The 21,261-nt window shown below is 71.4% G+C and carries 19 protein-coding genes and 1 riboswitch; of the genes, 13 read left to right on the top strand and 6 right to left on the bottom strand.

The annotated features are described in order from the left end of the window. The first annotated feature begins 4 nt into the window (after nucleotides 1-4). From cobN to DIE17_RS04485, 6 genes are all read left to right on the top strand, one after another. Entirely contained in the window at nucleotides 5-3,817 is a 3,813-nt protein-coding gene (gene cobN / locus DIE17_RS04460; RefSeq protein ID WP_124521787.1) for a cobaltochelatase subunit CobN, read from the top strand. Beyond that, on the top strand, nucleotides 3,814-4,902 hold the full coding sequence (locus DIE17_RS04465) for an ATP-binding protein (RefSeq protein ID WP_124521786.1): 1,089 nt from the start codon (nucleotides 3,814-3,816) through the stop codon (nucleotides 4,900-4,902). Before cobN ends, DIE17_RS04465 begins: the two co-directional genes overlap by 4 nt. Nucleotides 4,903-4,970: 68 nt before the next feature. Further along, nucleotides 4,971-5,579, top strand: coding sequence for a VWA domain-containing protein (locus tag DIE17_RS04470; protein ID WP_124521785.1), 609 nt, complete (start codon nucleotides 4,971-4,973; stop codon nucleotides 5,577-5,579). 93 nt (nucleotides 5,580-5,672) lie between these two features. Further along, complete coding sequence (locus DIE17_RS04475) at nucleotides 5,673-6,125, top strand: YaiI/YqxD family protein (RefSeq protein ID WP_124521783.1); 453 nt, start codon at nucleotides 5,673-5,675, stop codon at nucleotides 6,123-6,125. A 128-nt stretch (nucleotides 6,126-6,253) separates the two neighbouring features. Beyond that, a complete protein-coding gene (locus tag DIE17_RS04480; RefSeq protein WP_124485500.1) occupies nucleotides 6,254-6,826 on the top strand; it encodes a DUF1993 family protein in 573 nt (190 codons plus the stop codon). A gap of 36 nt (nucleotides 6,827-6,862) precedes the next feature. Continuing rightward, nucleotides 6,863-7,189 (top strand): low molecular weight protein tyrosine phosphatase family protein, encoded by a 327-nt coding sequence (locus DIE17_RS04485; RefSeq protein ID WP_124485499.1) that lies wholly within the window; start codon nucleotides 6,863-6,865, stop codon nucleotides 7,187-7,189. Nucleotides 7,190-7,204: 15 nt separating this feature from the next. Here the strand turns inward: DIE17_RS04485 and DIE17_RS04490 are convergent, their stop codons facing one another. Further along, nucleotides 7,205-7,633: an NUDIX hydrolase gene (locus tag DIE17_RS04490; RefSeq protein WP_124521781.1), complete on the bottom strand. Its 429-nt coding sequence runs from the start codon at nucleotides 7,631-7,633 to the stop codon at nucleotides 7,205-7,207. Nucleotides 7,634-7,778: 145 nt separating this feature from the next. Next, nucleotides 7,779-8,021, bottom strand: a complete 243-nt coding sequence (locus DIE17_RS04495; RefSeq protein WP_124521779.1) for a hypothetical protein — start codon at nucleotides 8,019-8,021, stop codon at nucleotides 7,779-7,781. Between the two features lie 272 nt (nucleotides 8,022-8,293). Between DIE17_RS04495 and DIE17_RS04500 the strand changes: the two genes are divergently transcribed. From DIE17_RS04500 to DIE17_RS04515, 4 genes are all read left to right on the top strand, one after another. After that, the gene (locus tag DIE17_RS04500) at nucleotides 8,294-9,490 is read left to right on the top strand and encodes a CaiB/BaiF CoA-transferase family protein (protein WP_124521777.1); all 1,197 of its coding nucleotides are present in this window, start codon (nucleotides 8,294-8,296) and stop codon (nucleotides 9,488-9,490) included. Between the two features lie 117 nt (nucleotides 9,491-9,607). Next, a complete protein-coding gene (locus DIE17_RS04505) occupies nucleotides 9,608-10,909 on the top strand; it encodes a CitMHS family transporter (protein ID WP_124520779.1) in 1,302 nt (433 codons plus the stop codon). A 105-nt stretch (nucleotides 10,910-11,014) separates the two neighbouring features. Next, a complete protein-coding gene (locus DIE17_RS04510; protein WP_124485495.1) occupies nucleotides 11,015-12,181 on the top strand; it encodes an acyl-CoA dehydrogenase family protein in 1,167 nt (388 codons plus the stop codon). A 52-nt stretch (nucleotides 12,182-12,233) separates the two neighbouring features. After that, nucleotides 12,234-12,977: an IclR family transcriptional regulator gene (locus DIE17_RS04515; protein ID WP_124520777.1), complete on the top strand. Its 744-nt coding sequence runs from the start codon at nucleotides 12,234-12,236 to the stop codon at nucleotides 12,975-12,977. A 246-nt stretch (nucleotides 12,978-13,223) separates the two neighbouring features. On the opposite strand, the gene cobJ is transcribed toward DIE17_RS04515, so the two are convergent. From cobJ to cobG, 4 genes are read right to left on the bottom strand one after another with little or no spacing between them, the layout of a single operon-like run. Further along, nucleotides 13,224-14,975, bottom strand: a complete 1,752-nt coding sequence (gene cobJ / locus DIE17_RS04520) for a precorrin-3B C(17)-methyltransferase (RefSeq protein WP_124573117.1) — start codon at nucleotides 14,973-14,975, stop codon at nucleotides 13,224-13,226. Further along, nucleotides 14,972-15,706: a precorrin-2 C(20)-methyltransferase gene (locus tag DIE17_RS04525; RefSeq protein ID WP_044843548.1), complete on the bottom strand. Its 735-nt coding sequence runs from the start codon at nucleotides 15,704-15,706 to the stop codon at nucleotides 14,972-14,974. Before DIE17_RS04525 ends, cobJ begins: the two co-directional genes overlap by 4 nt. Continuing rightward, entirely contained in the window at nucleotides 15,703-16,329 is a 627-nt protein-coding gene (locus DIE17_RS04530; RefSeq protein ID WP_044843547.1) for a precorrin-8X methylmutase, read from the bottom strand. The genes DIE17_RS04525 and DIE17_RS04530 overlap by 4 nt, the downstream gene beginning before the upstream one ends. Next, nucleotides 16,322-17,683, bottom strand: coding sequence for a precorrin-3B synthase (cobG, locus tag DIE17_RS04535; RefSeq protein ID WP_260426909.1), 1,362 nt, complete (start codon nucleotides 17,681-17,683; stop codon nucleotides 16,322-16,324). Before cobG ends, DIE17_RS04530 begins: the two co-directional genes overlap by 8 nt. Before the next feature lie 106 nt (nucleotides 17,684-17,789). Next, a riboswitch (cobalamin riboswitch) is annotated at nucleotides 17,790-17,982 on the bottom strand. A 226-nt stretch (nucleotides 17,983-18,208) separates the two neighbouring features. Here cobG and cbiE point away from each other — a divergent pair. From cbiE to DIE17_RS04550, 3 genes are read left to right on the top strand one after another with little or no spacing between them, the layout of a single operon-like run. Next, nucleotides 18,209-19,444: a precorrin-6y C5,15-methyltransferase (decarboxylating) subunit CbiE gene (gene cbiE, locus DIE17_RS04540; protein ID WP_124485717.1), complete on the top strand. Its 1,236-nt coding sequence runs from the start codon at nucleotides 18,209-18,211 to the stop codon at nucleotides 19,442-19,444. After that, nucleotides 19,444-20,532 carry a cobalt-precorrin-5B (C(1))-methyltransferase gene (locus tag DIE17_RS04545; protein WP_124485489.1) on the top strand — a complete coding sequence of 363 codons (1,089 nt, stop codon included), beginning with the start codon at nucleotides 19,444-19,446 and terminating at the stop codon, nucleotides 20,530-20,532. Before cbiE ends, DIE17_RS04545 begins: the two co-directional genes overlap by 1 nt. Further along, nucleotides 20,529-21,260: a cobalt-precorrin-6A reductase gene (locus DIE17_RS04550; RefSeq protein ID WP_124521770.1), complete on the top strand. Its 732-nt coding sequence runs from the start codon at nucleotides 20,529-20,531 to the stop codon at nucleotides 21,258-21,260. Before DIE17_RS04545 ends, DIE17_RS04550 begins: the two co-directional genes overlap by 4 nt. Nucleotide 21,261: the final 1 nt, after the last annotated feature.

The raw sequence follows: 21,261 nt of genomic DNA on the forward strand, positions 1-21,261 counted from the left end.
CACGATGCATCTGCTGCGCACCACGCCGGGCGGCTTCGTCGACGATACGCAGGGTGTCGTCCGGATCGACCAGCAGCCGGCCGACATCGTGATCCTGAGTTCGGCCGACACGACGCTGTCGCTGCTGGCCAGCGTCGTGCCGAAGCTGCCGGCCGGCTTTCCGAGCGTGCGGCTCGCGAACGTCACGTTCCTGCGGCAGCCGGCGTCGGTCGATTTCTATGTCGACGACGTGCTGCGTCATGCGAAGACGGTCGTGATCGATCATCTGGGCGGCGAAGCGTACTGGCCGTACGGGATCGAACAGGCCGTGTCGCTCGCGTCGAAACGCAGGCAGCAGCTCGCGATGTTCTCGGGCGACCTGCAGGAAGATCCGAACCTCGTCGCGAAGAGCACGGTCGCGCCGGACCTGTGCCGGTTGTGGTGGCGCTATCTGCGCGAAGGCGGGATGCACAACGCCGAAGCGTTGCTGCGCAGCATCGCGTTCCATACGCTCGGGGTCGGCGACGAACCCGAGCTGCCGCGCCCGCTGCCGGCCGCCGCGCTGTATCACCCGGCGCGCGACCCGGCGAGCGTCGACGACTGGCGTCCGCGCTGGACGCCCGGCGCGCCCGTCGTCGCGATCCTGTTCTATCGCGCGCACTGGCAGGCCGCGAACACCGCCGTGTTCGACGCGCTGGCCGATGCGCTCGTGCGCGAAGGGCTCAATCCGCTGCCGATCGCCGTCACGTCATTGAAGGATGCCGTGAGCCGCGAGGTCATCACGCGGCTGTGCGACACGCACGGTGTCGCGCTCGTGCTGAACACCACGGCCTTCGCGGCCGGCGCGATCGACAGCCCCGAGCCCGACGTGCTCGCCGGCGACGCGCCGGTGCTGCAGGTGATCCTGTCCGGCGGCAACCGCGACGCGTGGGTGGCCGACAACCAGGGGCTGCACGCGCGCGACATCGCGATGCACATCGCGTTGCCCGAAGTCGACGGGCGCATCGTCACCCGCGCGGTGAGCTTCAAGGGGCTGGCATATCGTTGTCCGCACACCGAGGTCGACGTCGTGCGCTACCAGCCGGACGCCGAACGGATCGCGTTCGTCGCGGCGCTCGCGCGCGGCTGGTGCCGGCTGCGCACGCTCGACCCTGCCGACAAGCGCATCGCGCTGATCCTCGCGAATTATCCGCAAAGCGAAGGGCGGATCGGCAACGGCGTCGGGCTCGACACGCCGGCGTCCGCGCTGCGCGTGCTGGCGGCGCTGCGCGACGCGGGCTATAGCGTGGCCGACCTGCCGGCCGACGGCGACGCGCTGATCGCGCGGCTCACCGAAGGCGTGACCAACGACCCGGCCGTGCGCGCATTGCGCCCGGCGTTCCAGAGTTTCGCGCTGGCCGATTACATTGCGCATTTCGCGCGACTGCCGGCCGCCGTGCGCGACGCGCTGAACGCACGCTGGGGCCCGCCCGAAGCCGATCCGACGCTGCGGCAGGGGCGCTTCACGATCGCCGGCTGGCGCGCGGGCAACGTGTTCGTCGGCATCCAGCCGTCGCGTTCGCGCGGCGAGAACGACTATGCGAGCTACCACGACGCGGATCTCGTGCCGCCGCACGCGTACCTCGCGTTCTATTTCTGGCTGCGCGATGCGTTCGGCATCGACGCGGTCATCCACCTCGGCAAGCACGGCAACCTCGAATGGCTGCCGGGCAAGAGCGTCGCGCTGTCCGACGCGTGCTGGCCCGACCTGACGCTCGGGCCGCTGCCGCACCTGTATCCGTTTATCGTCAACGATCCGGGCGAGGGCAGCCAGGCGAAGCGCCGCGCGCAGGCGGTGATCATCGATCACCTGATGCCGCCGCTCACGCGCGCGGAAAACTACGGCCCGCTGCAGGATCTCGAACGGCAGGTCGACGAATACTACGAGGCGCTGATGGTCGATGCGCGGCGCGCGAAGCTGCTGCGCAAGACGATCCTCGCGACGATCGCCGAACACCGGCTGCACGACGAACTGAGCGTGTCGCCGCCGCGCGATGCGGGCGACGAAGATGCGCTGCTGACGCGCGTCGACGCGTGGCTGTGCGAATTGAAGGAAGCGCAGATTCGCGACGGGCTGCATGTGTTCGGCGCGTCGCCGGCCGAGCGTCAGCGCCGCGACACGCTGCTCGCGCTCGCGCGCTTTCCGGTCGGCGACGGCAAGGGCGAACGTGCGGGGCTGATCGGCGCGCTCGCGCGCGATCTCGCGCTCGGCGACGATTTCGATCCGCTCGCGGCCGACTGGGCCGCGCCGTGGACGGGCCCGCGGCCGGCCGTGCTGCAGGCGCTCGACACATCGCCGTGGCGCCATGCGGGCGACACGCGCGAGCGGCTCGAACGGCTCGCGCAGCAGTGGCTCGACGGCGTGTGTGCGGCCGGCACGTCCGGCGCTTCCGGGATCGGCACGACGCCGCCCGGCGACTGGCCGCATACGCTCGCCGTCATCGAACGCGTGCGCGCGACGCTGATGCCCGCGCTCGACGCGTGCGGCGGCGAGGAAATGCGCCAGCTGCTGCGCGGGCTCGATGGCCGCTTCGTGCCGCCGGGGCCGAGCGGCTCGCCGTCGCGCGGCCGCCCCGACGTGCTGCCGACGGGCCGCAACTTCTATTCGGTCGATACGCGCGCGGTGCCGACGCAGGCCGCGTGGTCGCTCGGGCTGAAATCCGCGCAGCAGCTGATCGAACGTCATCTGCAGGATCACGGCGACTATCCGCGCGCGATCGGGCTGTCGGTCTGGGGGACGGCCACGATGCGCACCGGCGGCGACGACATCGCGCAGGCGTTCGCGCTCCTCGGCGTGCGGCCGAAATGGGCGCACGGCAGCCATCGCGTGACCGACTTCGAGATCCTGCCGATCGAGATCTTCGACCGGCCGCGCATCGATGTGACGCTGCGCGTGTCCGGCTTCTTCCGCGACGCGTTCCCGAACTTGATGCACCTGTTCGACGCCGCCGTGCAGGCCGTCGCCGCGCTCGACGAGCCGGAGGCCCTGAACCCGATCCGCGCGCGCGTCGAGCGCGAACGCGCAACGTGGATCGAGCGGGGCGTGGCGCCGGACGAAGCGCGACGCCGTGCCGGCTGGCGCGTGTTCGGCGCGCGGCCGGGCAGCTACGGCGCCGGCCTGCAGGACCTGATCGACCAGCGCCACTGGCAGAGCGACGCCGATCTCGCCGATGCGTACCGCCAGTGGGGCGGCCACGCATACGCGCAGAACAGCGCGGGCGAGCCCGCGCCCGACGTGTTCGGCGAGCGGCTCGCGACGATCGACGTGGTCGTGCAGAACCAGGACAGCCGCGAACACGACATCCTCGATTCGAACGACTACTACCAGTTCCAGGGCGGGATGACGGCGGCCGTCCGGCACCTGTCCGGGCAGCAGCCGAGCATCTATCACGGCGACCATGCGAACCCGGCCGCGCCGAAGATGCGCACGCTGCGCGAGGAGATCGCGCGCGTGATCCGCTCGCGCGTCGTCAATCCGAAATGGCTCGACGGCGTCAAGCGCCATGGCTACAAGGGCGCGGCCGAAATGGCCGCGACCGTCGACTACCTGTACGGCTATGACGCGACCGCGCGCGTGCTGTCGGACCACCAGTACGCGCTCGTCGCCGACGCGTACCTGTTCGACGACGACACGCGCGCGTTCCTCGAACGCCACAACCCGAAGGCGCTGCACGGCATCTGCGAACGCTTCGTCGAAGCGATGCAGCGCGGGCTGTGGCAGCAGCCGGGCGACTATCGCGAGCGGATCGAAGCGGTCTGGCTCGACAGCGAACAACTTCAGGAAGGAGGACGGCGATGACCTATCCGACGACGCAGCACGCACGCGCGGTATTCCCGTTCGCGGCGCTGGTCGCGCAGCAACCGCTGCAGCAGGCGCTGCTGCTCGCGGCGATCGACCCGTCGCTCGGCGGCGTGCTCGTCAGCGGGCCGCGCGGCACCGCGAAATCGACCGCCGCGCGCGCGCTCGCCGAGCTGCTGCCCGAAGGGGCATTCGTCACGCTGCCGCTGTCGGCGAGCGACGAGCAGGTCACGGGCACGCTCGATCTCGCGCATGCGCTCGCCGAAAACGGCGTGCGCTTCCGGCCGGGCCTGCTCGCGCGCGCGCATCGCGGCGTGCTGTACGTCGACGAGGTGAACCTGCTCGCCGACGGGCTCGTCGATACGCTGCTCGACGTCGCCGCGAGCGGCGTAAACGTGGTCGAGCGCGATGGCGTGTCGCATGCGCACGACGCGCGCTTCGTGCTGGTCGGCACGATGAACCCCGAGGAAGGCGAACTGCGCCCGCAATTGCTCGACCGCTTCGGGCTGATGGTCGAACTCGCGAACTGCTTCGACGCCGCGCAGCGCGAACAGATCGTGAAGGCGCGCCTCGCGTTCGATCTCGATCCGGATGCGTTTCGCGCACGTCACGCGACGGCACAGCGCGACCTCCGCGACCGCATCCACGCGGCGCGGGCAAAGTTGTCGACGCTGGATTTCGACGATGCGGTTCACGCGCGCGTCAGCGCGCTGTGCATCGACGCGGCCGTCGACGGCCTGCGCGCCGACCTCGTGATGCTGCGCGCCGCGCGCGCACTCGCGGCGCTGGAACAGGCCGACGCGGTGACGGTGTCACATGTCGAACGCGTGGCCGACGCGGTGCTGCGGCATCGGCGTCATGCGGGTGCGCCGCCGTCGTCGGGCGCGTCGCAGTCGAATGCAGAGGGCGGCGGCGACCGCGACGACCCTGCGCCGCCGGACCTGCGCCGGCAGCCCGATCATCGACCGGGCACGGCACGAAACGATGCAATGGCGTCGCAAGGCGACTGGGGCTACCTGCCGCCCGAGCCCGCCGGACTGCGCGACGTGAAAGGCGTGGTGCCGCTGCCGCTAAAAAAACGCTGAGCCATCGAGCCGACGCCGCCGCGAACACCGTTCGCGGTCCTCGATGGCTGCCAGGCGCCGCCGCGCGCGTGCCGGGTACGGTGCGTGCCGGCACGGCCGTTGCATGGCCGGCGACGCTCGCCGCGAAGCGCGGCGGCCCGCTGCACGCCGACCACCTGCGTTTTCGCAAGCAGGCCGGCACGCCGCGCGCACTCCATTGCTTCGTGCTCGACTGTTCGGCGTCGATGCTGTCGCACGAACGGCTCGCGCTCGCGAAAGGGCTGATCGTCGCGTACTTCGACCAGGCCGCGCGCGACCGCGTCGAAACCGCGCTGATCTGTTTCGGCGGCAACGGCGCCGAGCGGCGCTTCGGCCCGGCCGTGCCGCGCTGGTGGAATGCGCGCTGGCTCGATCCGGTGGACGGCGGCGGCGGCACGCCGCTTGCGGACGGCATCGCCGCCGCCGGACACTTGCTCGCCGGCGCCGCACGGCGCACGCCGGACCAGCAGCGCTGGCTGTGGGTGCTGTCCGACGGGCGCACGCGCGAAACACCGCCGAAACCGGCGGCCGCCGATCACGTCGTGTTCGTCGATTTCGACGATGCAGCCGTGCGGATCGGGCAGGGCAGGCGGCTCGCCGATGCATGGGGCGCGCAATGGATGACGGCCGCGTCGCTGTGCCCACGGCTGGCCGGCTGATCCGGTGATCGAGCGCGCGGGCCGGGCGGGCCGGGCGGGCCGATTGCCGGCGCTGCGCTATGATCGCCGTTTCTACTCACCGGAATGCCTTCCATGCAAGTACTCGTCGATGCCGACGCGTGTCCCGCCGTCATCAAGGACATGCTGTTTCGCGCCGCGCGTCGCGCCGAGATCTGCGTGACGCTGGTCGCGAACCAGTTCCTGCGCACGCCGCCGTCGCCGTTCATCAAGGCGTTGCAGGTGCCGGCCGGCTTCGACGTGGCCGATGCGCGGATCGTCGAGCTCGCGGCAGCCGGCGATCTCGTGATCACCGCCGACATCCCGCTGGCCGCCGCCGTCCTCGACAAGGGCGCGCATGCGCTCGACCCGCGCGGCAACTGGTTCAGCCGCGAGAACATCGAGGAGCGCCTGTCGACGCGCGCGATGATGGATCAGCTGCGCAGCGCGGGCATCGACACGGGCGGGCCGGCCCCGTTCAGCGCACGCGACGGCAAGACGTTCGCGTCGCAGCTCGACCGGTTCCTGGCACGCCACGGCAAGCCGTGACACATCAGGCCCCGCGCGTCGATCGTGCGATACGTCACCGGTTTCGCGTCGAACCGTCCGCTACGGCAGAATACGGATGCTGCCCCGGCATCGATGTCGTGGCGCGAACGACCCACCGGAGGGCATGGATGTCACCGACTCAACTTCTCGTTCCAACGTTCACCCAGATGCTGCGCGCGCAATCCGCGTGGCTCGACAAGGCCGTGGCGCACCGGCAGGCCGCCGGCGACGCGCCCGATGCGGTGCTCGCGCTGAAGCTCGCACCCGACATGTATCCGCTTGCCGCCCAGGTGCGGTTTTCGTGTTTCCAGGCGATGGAACCCGTCTACCGGCTGCGCGGCGAACCGCTGCCGGACGCGCTGCTGGCGTTGCGGGAAGCCGGCTGGCATGCCGATGCGCAGCCCGGCACGCTGGGCGACGCGCAGGGCATCCTCGCCGGCACGATCGCGTTCCTCGGCGAACTCGCGCCCGACGCACTCGACGGCGGCGCCGCGCTGCCGATCGCGCTCGCACTGCCGAACGGTATCGCGTTCGACATGACGGGCGAGCAGTACGTGCGCGACTGGGCGCTGCCGCAGTTCTATTTTCATTCGATCGCTGCGTACGCGATCCTGCGCCATCACGGCGTCGAGCTGGGCAAGGCCGACTACGTGCCGCACATGCTGGCCTACGTGCGGCCCGGCACGATTCCGCAGGGTTGAACGGTCGAGCGGACGATCCCGCCGCCGCGCACCGGCATGACACGCGCCCTGTTCATCTGCAGCCGCAATCGGCTGCGCAGCCCGACGGCCGAGGCGGTGTTCGCCGCTTGGCCGGGCGTCGAAACCGACTCCGCGGGCCTCGCTCCCGACGCGGAAACGCGTCTGTCCGCGGAACAGCTCGAATGGGCCGAGATCGTGTTCGTGATGGAACGCGCGCACCAGGCGAAGCTACACGCCCGATTCGGCGCCCGGCTGAAGCAAAAGAAGATCGTCTGTCTCGACATCCCCGATCGCTACGCCTACATGCAGCCCGAGCTGGTCGCACTGCTCGAGCGCAAGGCCGGGCCATTGCTGCGCGCGTGAGCCGCGCGGGCCGGTTCAGCGCGGGCGAAGCGGCCCGTCCGCGAGCGCGGAAAAGCGGTCGAGGTGCAGCAGCTCGATGATCTTGCGGGTCGGCACGCTCGCACGCAGCGTCTCCAGCCGCTCGACGTCGAACCACTTGCAGCGCGCGATCTCGTTGCTCGCGCGTGGCGTCAGGTGTTTCGGCACGTCGGCCACGAACACGTGATGGAGCTTCGTGAGGCCGCCGAACTGCACCGCGTAGTCGAGCGCGAGCCCCTCCAGCCGCGTTTCCTCCGCCAGTTCCCGCTGCGCGGCCTCCAGCGGCGTCTCGCCGCGCCGGATCGTGCCGCCCGGCAGCGACCAGCGCGCCGCGGTACGGGCGACCAGCAGCACGCTGCTGCGCTGGCGGCACACGATCGTGGCGCGTTCCTTGATGCTGACGACGGTATCCGGCCCGGTATTCATGTTCGGCAAAACAAAACTGGTGCTCAATCGTGAAGGGAAATACACGTCGGCCGATCGCCGGGCACGACGGCATGCAAGCCGCCGCGCCGATCATACCGGCCGTTCGTGACAGTTCCGTGCGTTGTCGCGCGCAACGCGGATCACCTCACGCGTGCGTGTCGATCCCCGCGCGCGCCGGCTTTCCGGACCGCCCGTGGCGCTGCTTGTGGACGGTACGCCGGTGGTGATGCGGCGGCGTCACGTGCGGGCGCACCGGCGCGGGTCGTGCCACCGGCGCGGCGGCCCGCGGCTGTAATTGTCCCTCGCCAAAATGGAAGGTCTGGGTTTGCGCGCGGGCGACGCCCAGCGTCGACGCCAGCAGGATGGCCGCGAGCAGCATGCGTTTCATGAAATCTCCGCCTTTCTTCAGTTGAGCACCGTCCGCCAGCTTAGCGAATCGCGGCCCGGCGCGGCAACCGGCCGGCGTTCGGTGGCGTCCCCACTTGCGGCCGGCCGCGTTCTCGGCGCGGCCGCCGGGGCATCTCCTGCTTGACAATGAAATTCTCGAGTGTGAATATAAATTCACACCCAAGAATTATTCTTCGAGTCCGGACAACCGTGCCGCTGCTGTCGGCCCGGCGGAACCGGCGGTCCGATCAACCGGAAGCAGGAGCGAGACGCATGGCGGAACTGAAGCAGCAGGGCGCGTTGGCGGGGTTGCGCATCATCGATCTGTCGCGGGTGCTGGGCGGCCCGTACGCGACGCAGATCCTCGCCGACCACGGCGCGGAGGTGATCAAGGTCGAACCGCCGTCGGGCGACGAGACGCGCACCTGGGGGCCGCCGTTCGACGGCGACACGGCGTCGTATTTCCTCGGCGTGAACCGCAACAAGCTCGGCATCGCGCTCGACCTGACGCAGCCGGCGGATCGCGAGCGGTTGCTCGGCCTGCTCGAGCACGCCGATGCGCTGGTCGAGAACTTCAAGATCGGCACGATGGAGCGCTGGGGCCTCGGCTTCGACACGCTGCACGCGCGCTTTCCGCGCCTCGTCCATTGCCGCGTGTCGGGCTTCGGCGCGGACGGCCCGCTCGGCGGCCTGCCCGGCTACGACGCGGCCGTGCAGGCGCTGGCCGGGCTGATGAGCGTGAACGGCGAGGCGGGCGGCGCGCCGCTACGCGTCGGCGTGCCGATCGTCGATCTCGTCACCGGGCTGAACGCGGCGCTCGGCGTGCTGATGGCGCTGCGCGAACGCGATGCGAGCGGGCGCGGCCAGTTCGTCGAAGCGACGCTGTTCGACTGCGCGCTGTCGATCCTGCATCCGCATACGCCGAATTTCTTCCATTCCGGGAAGGCGCCGGCGCGCACCGGCAACGCGCATCCGAACATCACGCCGTACGACAGTTTTCCGACCGCGAGCGTCGACATCTTTCTCGCGGTCGGCAACAACGGGCAGTTCGCCGCGCTGTGCGACGTGCTCGGCACGCGCGACTGGCCCGCCGATCCGCGCTTCGCCGACAACCGCGCGCGCAGCGCGAACCGCGCCGCGTTGCGCGCGCTGCTCGAAACGGCGCTGGCCGCGCACGACGGCGCGGCGCTCGCCGAGCAGCTGATGCGCCGCGGTGTGCCGTGCGCGCCGGTGCTCGGGCTCGATGCGGCGCTCGACCATCCGCACGTCGCGCATCGGCAGATGAAGGTCGAACTGGGCCGGCATCGCGGCATCGCGTCGCCGATCAAGCTCGGCCGCACACCGGCCACGTACCGGCGGCCGCCGCCGGCGCTGAACGAACACGCGGCTCAGGTGTTTGCCGAGGATGCATGCGACGCCGCCCACGCCAACGACACCAACGACAACGCCGGCCGCACGCGCCGCAACTGACACGCCTGGCGGCCGGCGGCCGTGCGAAGGCGCCCGACGCCGCCGCACGCCCGCACGCCGCTTCGGACATCGCGCCGCACCGCGCCCGACGCGCGCCGGCGCCAGAGGAGACACATCATGCTCGCATGGATCGGCGCGATCGCGATCGTCGCGCTGTTCGGCCTGATCATCACGAAGCGGCTGTCGCCGCTCGTCGCACTGATCGTCGTGCCGGTGGCCGCGTCGCTCGCGGCCGGCTTCGGACTCTCGACCGGCACGTTCATCGTGCGCGGCGTGCAGAACATCGGCCCGATCGCCGGGATGTTCGTTTTTGCGATTCTATTTTTCGGAATCCTCACCGATGCGGGGATGCTCGACCCGATCATCGCGGGCGTGCTGCGCGTGATCGGCTGCCATCCGCCGCGCATCGTGACGGGCTCGGCGCTGCTCGCGCTGCTGATCCACCTGGACGGCTCGGGCGCCGTCACGTTTCTCGTCACGCTGCCCGCGATGATGCCGCTCTATACGCGGCTCGGCATGGACCGGCGGATTCTCGCGTGCGTCGCGTCGATGGCGGCCGGGGTCAACTTCCTGCCATGGGTCGGGCCGATGCTGCGCGCGTCGGCGGCCTTGCACATTCCCGGCTCGGCGATCTTCATGCCGATGATCCCGGTGCAGATCGTCGGGCTCGCGTTCGTGTTCGGCACCGCCTACATGCTCGGCGTGCGCGAGGCCAAGCGGCTCGGGCTCGATCGCGCCGGCGCGGCGTCGCTCGCGGTCGCGCCGCGCGAGCTGACCGACGCCGAGCGCGTGCTGCGCCGGCCCGGCCGCTTCCGGATCAACCTGGCGCTGACGCTCGTCGTGCTCGGCACGCTGGTGTCGGGCATCGTCGACCCGATGGTGATGTTCATGCTCGGCACGGTCGCCGCGCTCGTCATCAACTATCCGGACGTGCAGGCGCAGCGCGAGCGGATCGACGCGCACGCGAAGGCCGCGCTGATGATGGCGAGCGTGCTGCTCGCGGCCGGCGCGTTCACCGGGATCATGTCCGGCACCGGGATGCTGAAGGCGATGGCCGAGGTCGTCGTCGCGCACGTGCCGGTCGAGCATGCGCGCCACATGCCGTTCGTGCTCGGCCTGCTGTCGATGCCGCTCAGCCTGCTGTTCGATCCCGATTCGTTCTACTTCGGCGTGCTGCCGGTGCTCGCGGAAAGCGCGAAGCTGCTCGGCGTACCGCCGATCCAGATGGCGCAGGCCGCGCTGCTCGGCCAGATGACCACCGGGTTCCCGGTCAGTCCGCTCACGCCCGCGACGTTCCTGATCGTCGGCCTGACCGGCGTCGAGCTGGCCGAGCACCAGAAGTTCACGATCCCGTTCCTGTTCGCCGCCACCGTGCTGATGGTCTTCGCCGCGGTCGTGGCGGGCGTGTTTCCGTTGTGAGCGTCCGCGTGCCTGTCGCGCCGCGCCGGCCGCCACCGACACCCCTCGAAGGCCGACATCGTCTCGAGCGCGGCGCGGCCGTTCACGTTTCCTGGAGAGCAATCCATGCAGTTCGACCTGACCGACGACCAGCGCGCGATCGAAAGCGCGATCGAGAAAATCTGCGAACGCTTCGGCGACGATTACTGGCTCGAGCGCGATCGCGCGGGCGGATTTCCGTCCGACTTTCACGCGGCGCTCGCCGAGGCCGGCTGGCTCGGCATCGCGATGGATCCGGCCCACGGCGGCGCCGGGCTCGGGATGACCGAGGCCGCGCTGATGATGCGCACGATCAGCGCGTCGGGCGCCGGCCTGTCGGGTGCCTCGGCCGTCCACATGAACATCTTCGGGCTGAACCCGGTGCAGGTGTTCGGCAACGACGCGCAGAAGGCGCGCTTCCTGCCGCCGCTGATCGCCGGGCGCGACAAGGCCTGCTTCGCGGTGACCGAGCCCGACGCCGGCCTCGACACGACGCACCTGAGCACGCAGGCGCGCCGCGACGGCGACCACTACGTGCTGAGCGGACGCAAGATCTGGATCTCGACCGCGCAGGTCGCGAACAAGATGCTGATCATTGCGCGCACGACGCCGCTCGACCAGGTCGCGAAGCCGACCGACGGCTTGAGCCTGTTCTACACCGACCTCGACCGTGCGCGCGTCGAGGTGCGCGAGATCGAGAAAATGGGCCGCAAGGCCGTCGATTCGAACATGCTGTTCATCGACAACCTGCGCGTGCCGCGCGACGACCTGATCGGCAACGAAGGCGACGGCTTCCGCTACCTGCTGCACGGGCTGAACCCCGAGCGGATCCTGATCGCCGCCGAGGCGATCGGCCTCGGTCAGGCCGCGCTGCGACGCGCGACGCAGTATGCGTGCGAGCGCGTCGTGTTCGGCCGGCCGATCGGGCAGAACCAGTCGATCCAGCATCCGCTCGCGCAGGCGTGGATGCAGCTCGAGGCCGCGTGGCTGATGGTGATGAAGGCCGCGACGCGCTACGACGCGGGGCAGCCGTGCGGCGCGGAGGCGAACGCCGCGAAGTACCTCGGCGCGGAAGCCGCGTTCCAGGCCTGCCAGACGGCGATCGCGACGCACGGCGGGATGGGCTATGCGAAGGAATACCATGTCGAGCGCTACCTGCGCGAGTGTATGATTCCGAGGCTCGCGCCCGTGAGTCCGCAACTGATCCTGTGCTACATCGCGGAGAAGGTGCTCGGGCTGCCGAAGTCGTACTGACACGCGGCGGCTCGCCCGGCGCGCGTTTCCCGTTCCGAATCAAGCGCTCGTCATGGACGTCAAACTCGTTGCCCGCACGCTCGATCTCTTCGAGCTGTTCGCCGCCGAACGGCGGCCGCTGCCGCTCACCGAACTCGCGCGCCTGCTCAACGTGCCGGCGTCGAGCTGCCTGGCGATGGCGCGCACGCTCGTGAGCCGCGGCTATCTGTACGAGGTGCGCAAGCGCGGCGGCTACTATCCGACGCGGCGCCTGCAGACGATCGCCGCCGCGATCGACGCGACCGATCCCGTCGTCGACATCGTGCATCCGCGTCTCGTCGCGCTGCGCGACGCGAGCCGCGAGACGGCCGTGCTCGGCAAGATCCAGGGCGCGTCGGTCACGTATCTCGACGTCGTCGAGTCGGAGCAGGCGATCCGCTATACGCGCCAGCCGGGCGAGCTGCGCCCGCTGCATGCGAACTCGATCGGCAAGGCGATCTTCGCGGAACTCGCGAGCGATGCGCAGCAGGCGCTCGGCGCGCAGTTGTCGTTCGAGCGCTTCACCGATGCGACGGTGGCCGACCTGCCGGCGCTCGTCGCGCAAACCACGCGGTTTCGCGAACTCGGCTGGGCCGAGAACTTCGGCGAGAGCGCGCCCGAGCTGTCGGCGATCGCGGTCGCGCTGACGCTCGACGGCGACTGGTACGGGCTGTCGGTCGTCGGGCCGACCGAGCGGATCCGCCAGCATCGCGACACGCATGCAGCGCTGCTGGTCGATGCGAAGGCGCGGCTGCTGGCCGAGCAGGGGCGCGGGTAGCAAAGGCCGCGAAGCGGGGCGGGGCGCCTGCTTCGCTTCGCGTCCGTTCGCCGCGATGGCGAATGCCGGATAGCGACCGGGAACGGCCGCATCGCATCACGTGCCGGTACGCCGCTCGCCGTCGAGCTTCCCGAAGGTCGCTGCGAACGCGTACGGCTGCCGCGCGATATCCGGGCAGCTCGACGCCCGAACCACGCCACCGCCCCGGCCAGCAAGGCTGGACTGTGGCTCAATCCGCATCAAAGTTCAGCGATACCAGCGCGGCGTATACACCCACTCACGCCCGTCGCCGATCGCGAAACGCCGCGTCGTCGACGAACCGACGATCACCATCGTGCGCATGTCCACCTGATCGCTGCGCAGCGCGCCGAGCGTCGTCGTCGCGAGCGTCGCGCCGGGCCGGCCGATGTCGCGGCCGAGCACGACGACCGTATCGGCCGCGCGGTGCGCACGCACCGCATCGAGCGCACGATCGAGCTGCCACGGCCGAGCACGCGAGATCGGGTTGTAGAACGCCATCACGAGATCGGCCTGGGCCGCATGCCGCAGGCGCGTCTCGATCACGTCCCACGGCTTCAGGTTGTCCGACAGCGAGATCGCGCAGAAATCGTGGCCGAGCGGTGCGCCGGCCTGCGCGGCGGTCGCGAGCGATGCCGATACGCCGGGTTCGATGCGCAGTTCGACCGCGGCCCAGCGCGGATCGCGCGCTTCGTCGAGGGCTTCGAGCACGGCCGCGGCCATCGCGAACACGCCGGGATCGCCCGACGACACGACCGCGACGCGCCGGCCCTCGGCCGCCAGTTCGAACGCATGACGCGCACGCTGCATTTCCTCGCGATTGTCGGTGCCGTGCACGCGCTGCTCCGCGCGGAACGGGCCGGCCATCGTCACGTAGGTCGTATAGCCGAGGATATCGGTGGCGTCCGCGAGCGCGCTGCGCGCCGCGGGCGTGAGCCATGCGGCGTCGCCGGGGCCGAGGCCGAGCACCGTCAGGCGGCCGCGTGCACGGCCGAGCGTGGCGGGATCGACGGGCTCGGCAGCGACCGCGCACGCGAGGCCATCGGTCGCTGCGCGCAGCGTATGCGCGACGCGCAACGTGCGGGCGAGCAGGGTGGCGGCAGCGGTGTTGCCAGCGCGGGCCTTATCACCATCACCTTCGCCATCACCATCGCCTTCGACATCGGCGAAGCGCAGCGGCACCTCCAGCATCCGTGCGGCGGCTTCGACCCGTGCATCGCCGAGCAACGTCGCCGGTGCGACGAGCGCGGCAAGCGCCAGCCGCGCGAGGCCGTGCGTGTCGAGCAGCGCGTCGATGCGTTCGGCAAGCGACGGCGCCGCATCGGCCCGCACGCCGCGCGCATCGACGCCGACCACCACGCTGCGCGGATGGATCACGAGTTCGTCCCGCGCGCCGCGCCACGCATCGGGCGTCACGCGGATCGCATGCGCGGCCGCGCCGTCGCGCGGCAGCGCGACATCGTCGAGCCACGGCGCCGCGCCGTCGACGCGCGTGGCCGCGCCCGCGAGCAGGTCGGACACGAAGCGCTTGCCTTGCTGGAGATCGGCGAGCGCATAGCCGTCGGGCGGGTTGAGCACGCATGCGCCGAAGCGCAGTTCGCCGCTCGTGGTGATCGCCGGCGCGACGCCGAGGCATTCGGCGATTTCGCGCGCGATCACGTTGACGCCCGTCAGCCCGCCGAGCAGCGGCACGACGGCCGACCCGTCTTCCGCGACCGCGAGTACCGGCGGTTCGACACCCTTGTCGGCGAGTGCCGGCGCGACGCAACGGATCACGATGCCGGCCGCGCACAGCGCGACGATCGGCAAGCCGCGCGCGTAGAGTTCGCGCAGGTGCGCGCCGAGTTCGTCGAACGACACGTCGGCCTCGACGCGCGACGCGAGCCCGTGCACGGCGGCGCCCGGATAACGCGCCTGGATGCGCCGCGCGGTATCGAGCGCGCCCGCGCCGAGAATCACGATCGCGGGCGGAGTCGTCATCCTTGCCATTTTTCCCCCGGGACGACGAGCAGCGAGAAATACGGCGACGCCATCGGATCGACTTCGTCGAGCGGCACGATGCGCTGGGCCGCCATCGTCGCGCGCTCGACGTACAGCGCGCGCTTCGCGAGCCCCAGTTCGTCGAGCACGCGCCGCACCTTGTCGAAGTTGCGGCCGAGCTTCATCACGACGGCCGCGTCGGCCTGCGCGAGCCGCGCGCGCAATTCGTCCTCCGGCAGCACGCCGGACAGCACCGACAGGCTCTGGTTGCGATAGACGAGCGGCTGGCCGAGCACGGCCGTGCCGCCGAGCATCGCGCACACGCCCGGGATCACTTCGGTGTCGTAGCGCGGCGCGAGGCGATCGTGCAGGTACATGTACGACCCGTAGAAGAACGGGTCGCCTTCGCAGATCACCGCGACGTCGCGCCCGGCATCGAGATGCGACGCGACGATCTCGGCCGCCGTGTCGTAGAAGTCGGCAATCACGGTCTCGTAGCAAAGCGGCGGCGCCAGCGCCTCGGTCGTCACCGGATAGACGAGCGGCAATTGCGTCTGCGCGTCGCGCAGGTGCGCCTCGACGATTCCGTACGCATTGCCCTTCTTGCCCTTCGCGACGAAATACGCGACCACCGGCGCGGCCTGCAGCACGCGCAGCGCCTTGATCGTCATCAGTTCAGGATCGCCTGGGCCGACGCCGACCCCGAACAGGCGTCCGCGCGGGGCCGTCATTCGGCCTCCGTCGCGAGTGCGTTGACCGCGGCGGCCGCCATCGCGCTGCCGCCGCGCCGGCCGAGCAGCGCGACGTACGGCACGCCGCGGCTGTCGGCGTCGAGCGCCGCCTTCGATTCGGCCGCGCCGATGAAGCCGACCGGAAAGCCGAGGATCAACGCGGGACGCGGCGCACCGGCGTCGATCATGTCGAGCAGGTGGAACAGCGCGGTCGGCGCATTGCCGATCACGACGACGCTGCCGGCCAGATGCGGGCGCCACAGTTCGAGCGCCGCGGCCGAGCGGGTGTTGCCGAGATGCCGCGCGAGGTCGGGCACTTCCGGTTCGCCGAGCGTGCAGATCACGCGATTGCCGGCCGGCAGCCGCGCGCGCGTGATGCCTTCGGCAACCATCTTCGCGTCGCACAGGATCGGCGCGCCGGCCGCGAGCGCCATACGGCCCGCCGTGCCGGCGCCGGCCGAGAAGCGCAGGTCGTAGGTGACATCGACCATCCCGCACGCGTGGATCACGCGCACCGCGAGTTTCTCGAGATCGGGCGGAACCTGCGACAGGTCGGCCTCGGCGCGGATCGTCGCGAACGACTGGCGGTAGATTTCCTGCCCGTCGCGAATGTAGTCAAGCATCGGTGGTGTCCTGGCTGTGGCGCGCGCCCGTCAGTCGGGCCGCGGCCTGGTCAATCGTCAGATGGCGCGCGAGCGGGGCGCCGAGGCCCGCGGCGGCGTCGCGCCGGTAAAGGTCGTAGCGCGCGGGCGCGACCGCGACGAGCGTATGCGTCGCGGGGTGCGGCAGCGCACAGTGGCGCTCGCAGCCGGTCAGGTGCACGTCGACCGGATGGCCGACGCGCGCGGCCAGCGCGAGCGCATCGCGTTTCGTATCGGCACGCGACTTCGCGCAGCCCGCGCTGCCGGTGCAGGCGACCAGCGCCGCCAGCGGGTCGGATGTCGTGCACACGAGCCCGAGCGACGCCAGCGCGTCGAGCACGGCCGGCGCACGTTCGTGCCGCACGCCGTGCACGAACACGCCTTGCCACGGCGTCATCGACAGCGTGCCGTCGCCGTCGGCGTCGGCCAGTGCCGCGAGCCGTTCCAGTTGCGACGCGTCGAGCCGGCCGAGCACGAACTGCGCGCCGATGCTGCAGCGATCCGCGTCGCGCGACGGCCGTGCGCCGAAACGCAGCGCGGCATCCGCTTGCGTGCGCCGCCAGCCGGCCAGTGCCGGATCGGCTTCGAGCGGGAACGGTACGTAATGCTGCGCACGCTCGCGCAACGCGCGTGCGCCGCCGGTCGCGAGCCACGCGCGCATCCGCGTGACGTCGGCCGGCGCGAGATCGAGGAACGCCAGCAGCAACGCGCGCACGAGCGCGACCGCCTGGTCCGGCGCCACGTCGAACGCGGCGGGCGGATCGCCGGGCGCGACCGGCGGACAGCCGGCCAGGCCCGCGGCGATGCGGACCGCGCCGTCGCCGCGACGCCACGCGGCGAGCCAGATGTCGTGCGGATGATCGAGCGCCGCGACCGATTCGCCGCCGTCGAGCTGGATCGAGAATTTCGGCGACAGTTCGCCGCGGCGCGGCTCGTGCGTCAGCATGTCGAGCAGCGCAAGCGCGAGTGTGCGGCTGTCGAGCAGCGCGTCGGGATCGCGCCCCGCAAGCGGGCTGAGCATCAGGTTGCGGACGTCGTCGCTTGCGGCGAGCGCGGCGCGGTCGTCAGCGGCCTCGCCCGCGTTGATGCGTGGGCCCAGGCCCGCGTCGAGCAACGCGTCGACCAGCGTATCGGCCGTGCCGTCGCGAATGCCGCGCAACTGGAGATTCGCGCGATTGGTCGCGTCGATCGCGCCGGAGCCGCAGGCACGCGCGACGGCGGCGATCGCGCGCGCCTGCCGCGCGTCGAGCCGGCCGCCCGGCAGCTTGATCCGGCACAGCCCGCCGTCGGCGGCCGCGACGACGCGCACGAGCCCCGGGCAAGCCGAAGGGCGCACGACGGGCGAAGCAGGATTCGAATCGGGGGCGGATCTCAACGGGATACCGGGACAGTGTCGCGCCGCGGCCAACGCATCGGTACACCCCGCCCGACGCCGACTGGCACGCACGCACTTTCAGGCCGGCAGGTCTCCTGGCTGACAGGTCGGCGCCGGCTCCCGGCCTTCCCGGTGAAACCAGTGGCATGAGGGGGGAGATCGGCTCGCTGTCTACAGTTGCGGGGGCAGCCACAGCGGCGCGAGGCGCGCCCTGTGTTCCCTCTTCGGCCCCGAAGGGCACCGGCGAACGAACGGCCGTAGGATACCCGATTTCACCGGCGTTTCGGGCCCCCCAGGCGACCGCCGGGCGACCGTCGGGCAGGCGCCGCGGCCGACGCGAAACGCGGCCCGGCGTCGGCGGGCTCGCAGATGAAACGCGCGGTGGAACACGGTACCATGCCGACTTTCGCAATGCGGACGGCCGCACCGGCGCCTTCACGGCCGCCGTGCGGCGACTCGATGGAATCGGACGAAGGGGAAGGGTGCATGACGGCGTGGCTGACGGTAGTGGGCATCGGCGACGACGGCTACGCGGGGCTCGGGCGCGGCGCGCGGCGCGCGCTGCTCGAGGCGAAGCGGGTCATCGGCGCGAAGCGGCACCTCGACATGCTGCCCGCGCGGCTGCCGGCCGAACGCGCCGCGTGGCCGTCGCCGTTCGACCTGTCGGGCCTGCTCGCGCAGCGCGGTTCGCCCGTCTGCGTGCTGGCGAGCGGCGACCCGATGCTGTTCGGCGTCGGCGCGACGCTCGCGCGCGAACTGTCCCCCGACGAATGGCGCGTGCTGCCCGCACCGTCGTCGCTGTCGCTGGCGGCCGCGCGGCTCGGCTGGGCGTTGCAGGACGTCGGCGCGGTGTCGCTCGTCGGCCGGCCGCTCGCGACGCTGGCGCGTCACCTGCTGCCGGGCCGGCGCCTGTTCGTGCTGAGCGCCGACGGCCGCACGCCGGCCACGGTCGCCGCCGAACTCGCCGCGCGCGGCTTCGGCCCGACGCGCATCAGCGTGTTCGAGCACCTCGGCGGCCCGCTCGAGCGGCGCATCGACGGGCTCGCGCAAGACTGGCACATCGACGAAACCGCCGCGCTCAATCTCGTCGCACTCGACTGCCAGGCAGGCCCCGATGCGCCGCGCCGCGCGCTCACGCCCGGCCTGCCCGACGACGCGTACCGCCACGACGGCCAGCTCACCAAGCGCGACATGCGCGCGCTGACGCTCGGACGCCTCGCGCCTGCCCCCGGCGAACTGTTGTGGGACGTCGGCGCGGGCAGCGGCTCGATCGGCATCGAGTGGATGCGCGCGCATCCGTCGTGCCAGGCGATCGCGATCGAGTCGCATGCGGAGCGGCAGCGCTACATCGAGCACAACCGCGACGCGCTCGGCGTACCGGGCCTGCAACTCGTGGCCGGGCGCGCGCCCGATGCGCTCGCGGGGCTCGCCGCGCCCGACGCGATCTTCATCGGCGGCGGCGCGACCGTGCCCGGCGTGCTCGACGCGTGCTGGTCGGCACTGAAGCCCGGCGGCCGGCTCGTCGCGAACGCGGTCACGCTGCAGGGCGAGCTGGCGCTCGCCGCGTGGCGCGACGCGCACGGCGGCACGCTCACGCGCGTATCGCTCGCGCACGCCGAGCCGCTCGGCCGCTTCGACACGTGGCGGCAGCCGTTGCCCGTCACGCTGTACGACGTGCACAAGCCCGCTTCCACGGCGACCGACCTCGCGGACCCTGCCTGATGCGCGACGAAACCCCCGAACAACCGGCACCGCTGCGGTTCGGCTACACGACCGGCAGCTGCGCGACCGCGACGTCGCTCGCCGCCGCACGCGTGCTGCTCGCGGGCCGCGCGGACGATGCGGTCGAGATCGTGTTGCCGAAGGGGCAGCGCGTGATGATGCGGCTCGCGTTCTGCCGGGCCACGGCCGACGGCGCGGAAGCCGGCACGATCAAGGATGCCGGCGACGATCCTGACGTCACGCACGGCGCGCTGATCTTCGCGCGGGTCGCGCTCGCCGCCGTGCCCGGCGTGCGTTTTCACGCGGGGCCGGGGGTCGGCACCGTCACGCGCGCGGGGCTCACGCTGCCGGTCGGCGAACCGGCGATCAATCCGGTGCCGCGCCAGATGATGACCGCGCACCTCGACGCGCTCGCGGCCGAATACGGCTACACGGGCGGCTTCGACGTGACGATCGGTGTCGAGGGCGGCGAGGCGCTCGCGCTGAAGACGATGAACCCGCGGCTGGGCATCGTCGGCGGCTTGTCGATTCTCGGCACGACCGGCATCGTGCGGCCGTTCTCGTGCTCGGCGTACATCGCGTCGATCCATCAGGGCATCGACGTCGCGCGCGCGAACGGGATCGCGCACATCGCCGCGTGCACCGGCAACGCGAGCGAGGATGCGATGCGCGCGCACTACGGCCTGCCCGACATGGCACTGATCGAAATGGGCGATTTCGCCGGCGCGGTGCTCAAGCACCTGCGCCGCGCGCCGGTCGCGCGCCTGTCGATGTGCGGCGGCTTCGGCAAGCTCAGCAAGCTCGCGGCCGGCCATCTCGACCTGCACAGCCGCCATTCGAGCATCGACCTGCCGCTGCTCGCGCAGTGGGCGGCCGAGGCGGGCGCGAACGACGCGCTGCAGGCCGCGATGCGCGCGGCGAACACCAGCCAGGAAGCGCTGAAGCTCGCGCAGGCCGAAGGCGTGCCGCTCGGCGACCTCGTCTGCGCGCACGCGCTGCGGGTCGCGCGCGACATCGTGCCGCCATCGGTCGCCGTCGAGATGTTCGCGATCGACCGGCAGGGCCGCTTCGTCGGGATCGCACGATGAGCGCGCGCATCCTGGTGCTCGGCGGCACCGGCGACGCGCTGAAGATCGCACGCGCGCTCGGTCCGCGGCACGTCTATAGCCTCGCGGGTCTCGGCAAGGTGCCCGACGACCTGCGCTGCGACGTGCGCGTCGGCGGCTTCGGCGGGGCGGCGGGGCTCGCCGCGTATCTGCGCGGTGCCGGCATCGGCCTCGTGATCGACGCCACGCATCCGTATGCCGCGCGCATCAGCGCGAACGCGGCGGCCGCCGCGCGCGACGCGGGCGTGCCGCTGTGGGCGCTGCGCCGCGCGCCGTGGGCGCCGCAACCCGGCGACGACTGGCGGATGGTCGACGACTGGGGCGGCATCGAGGCCGCGCTCGCGCCGTTCCGGCGGCCGCTGTTCACGCTCGGCCGCGAACCGCTCGCGCATCTCGACGCGATCCCGCCGCACCAGTTCTGGCTGGTGCGCTGCCTCGATGCGCATCCCGGCAACGCGCGCGCGCAGATCGTCGCCGCGCGCGGGCCGTTCACGCTCGAAAATGAGCGCGCGCTGTTCGCGCTCGCGGGCATCGACGTCGTCGTCAGCAAGAACAGCGGCGGCGCCGCGACCGAAGCCAAGCTCGACGTCGCGCGCGAACGCCGGCTGCCGGTCGTGATGCTGCGCCGGCCGCCGCTGCCTGACGCCGACCGCGCGTTCAACTCGGCCGCCGCGCTGCTCGATGCGCTCGACCCGGCCGCGCGTGCTTGAT

The sequence above is a fragment of the Burkholderia sp. Bp9099 genome, from assembly GCF_003857805.1.
Lineage (GTDB): Bacteria > Pseudomonadota > Gammaproteobacteria > Burkholderiales > Burkholderiaceae > Burkholderia.

Bases quoted from the DNA above. Each gene is read 5' to 3' on its own strand.
- DIE17_RS04545 (WP_124485489.1), top strand. From the start codon at position 19,444: ATGCGCGACGAAACCCCCGAACAACCGGCACCGCTGCGGTTCGGCTAC.
- DIE17_RS04485 (WP_124485499.1), top strand. From the start codon at position 6,863: ATGACACGCGCCCTGTTCATCTGCAGCCGCAATCGGCTGCGCAGCCCG.
- DIE17_RS04495 (WP_124521779.1), bottom strand. From the start codon at position 8,021: ATGAAACGCATGCTGCTCGCGGCCATCCTGCTGGCGTCGACGCTGGGC.
- DIE17_RS04490 (WP_124521781.1), bottom strand. From the start codon at position 7,633: ATGAATACCGGGCCGGATACCGTCGTCAGCATCAAGGAACGCGCCACG.
- DIE17_RS04550 (WP_124521770.1), top strand. From the start codon at position 20,529: ATGAGCGCGCGCATCCTGGTGCTCGGCGGCACCGGCGACGCGCTGAAG.
- DIE17_RS04480 (WP_124485500.1), top strand. From the start codon at position 6,254: ATGTCACCGACTCAACTTCTCGTTCCAACGTTCACCCAGATGCTGCGC.
- cobN (WP_124521787.1), top strand. From the start codon at position 5: ATGCATCTGCTGCGCACCACGCCGGGCGGCTTCGTCGACGATACGCAG.
- cbiE (WP_124485717.1), top strand. From the start codon at position 18,209: ATGACGGCGTGGCTGACGGTAGTGGGCATCGGCGACGACGGCTACGCG.
- DIE17_RS04465 (WP_124521786.1), top strand. From the start codon at position 3,814: ATGACCTATCCGACGACGCAGCACGCACGCGCGGTATTCCCGTTCGCG.
- DIE17_RS04530 (WP_044843547.1), bottom strand. From the start codon at position 16,329: ATGCTTGACTACATTCGCGACGGGCAGGAAATCTACCGCCAGTCGTTC.
- DIE17_RS04515 (WP_124520777.1), top strand. From the start codon at position 12,234: ATGGACGTCAAACTCGTTGCCCGCACGCTCGATCTCTTCGAGCTGTTC.
- DIE17_RS04510 (WP_124485495.1), top strand. From the start codon at position 11,015: ATGCAGTTCGACCTGACCGACGACCAGCGCGCGATCGAAAGCGCGATC.
- cobJ (WP_124573117.1), bottom strand. From the start codon at position 14,975: ATGACGACTCCGCCCGCGATCGTGATTCTCGGCGCGGGCGCGCTCGAT.
- DIE17_RS04505 (WP_124520779.1), top strand. From the start codon at position 9,608: ATGCTCGCATGGATCGGCGCGATCGCGATCGTCGCGCTGTTCGGCCTG.
- DIE17_RS04475 (WP_124521783.1), top strand. From the start codon at position 5,673: ATGCAAGTACTCGTCGATGCCGACGCGTGTCCCGCCGTCATCAAGGAC.
- DIE17_RS04500 (WP_124521777.1), top strand. From the start codon at position 8,294: ATGGCGGAACTGAAGCAGCAGGGCGCGTTGGCGGGGTTGCGCATCATC.
- DIE17_RS04525 (WP_044843548.1), bottom strand. From the start codon at position 15,706: ATGACGGCCCCGCGCGGACGCCTGTTCGGGGTCGGCGTCGGCCCAGGC.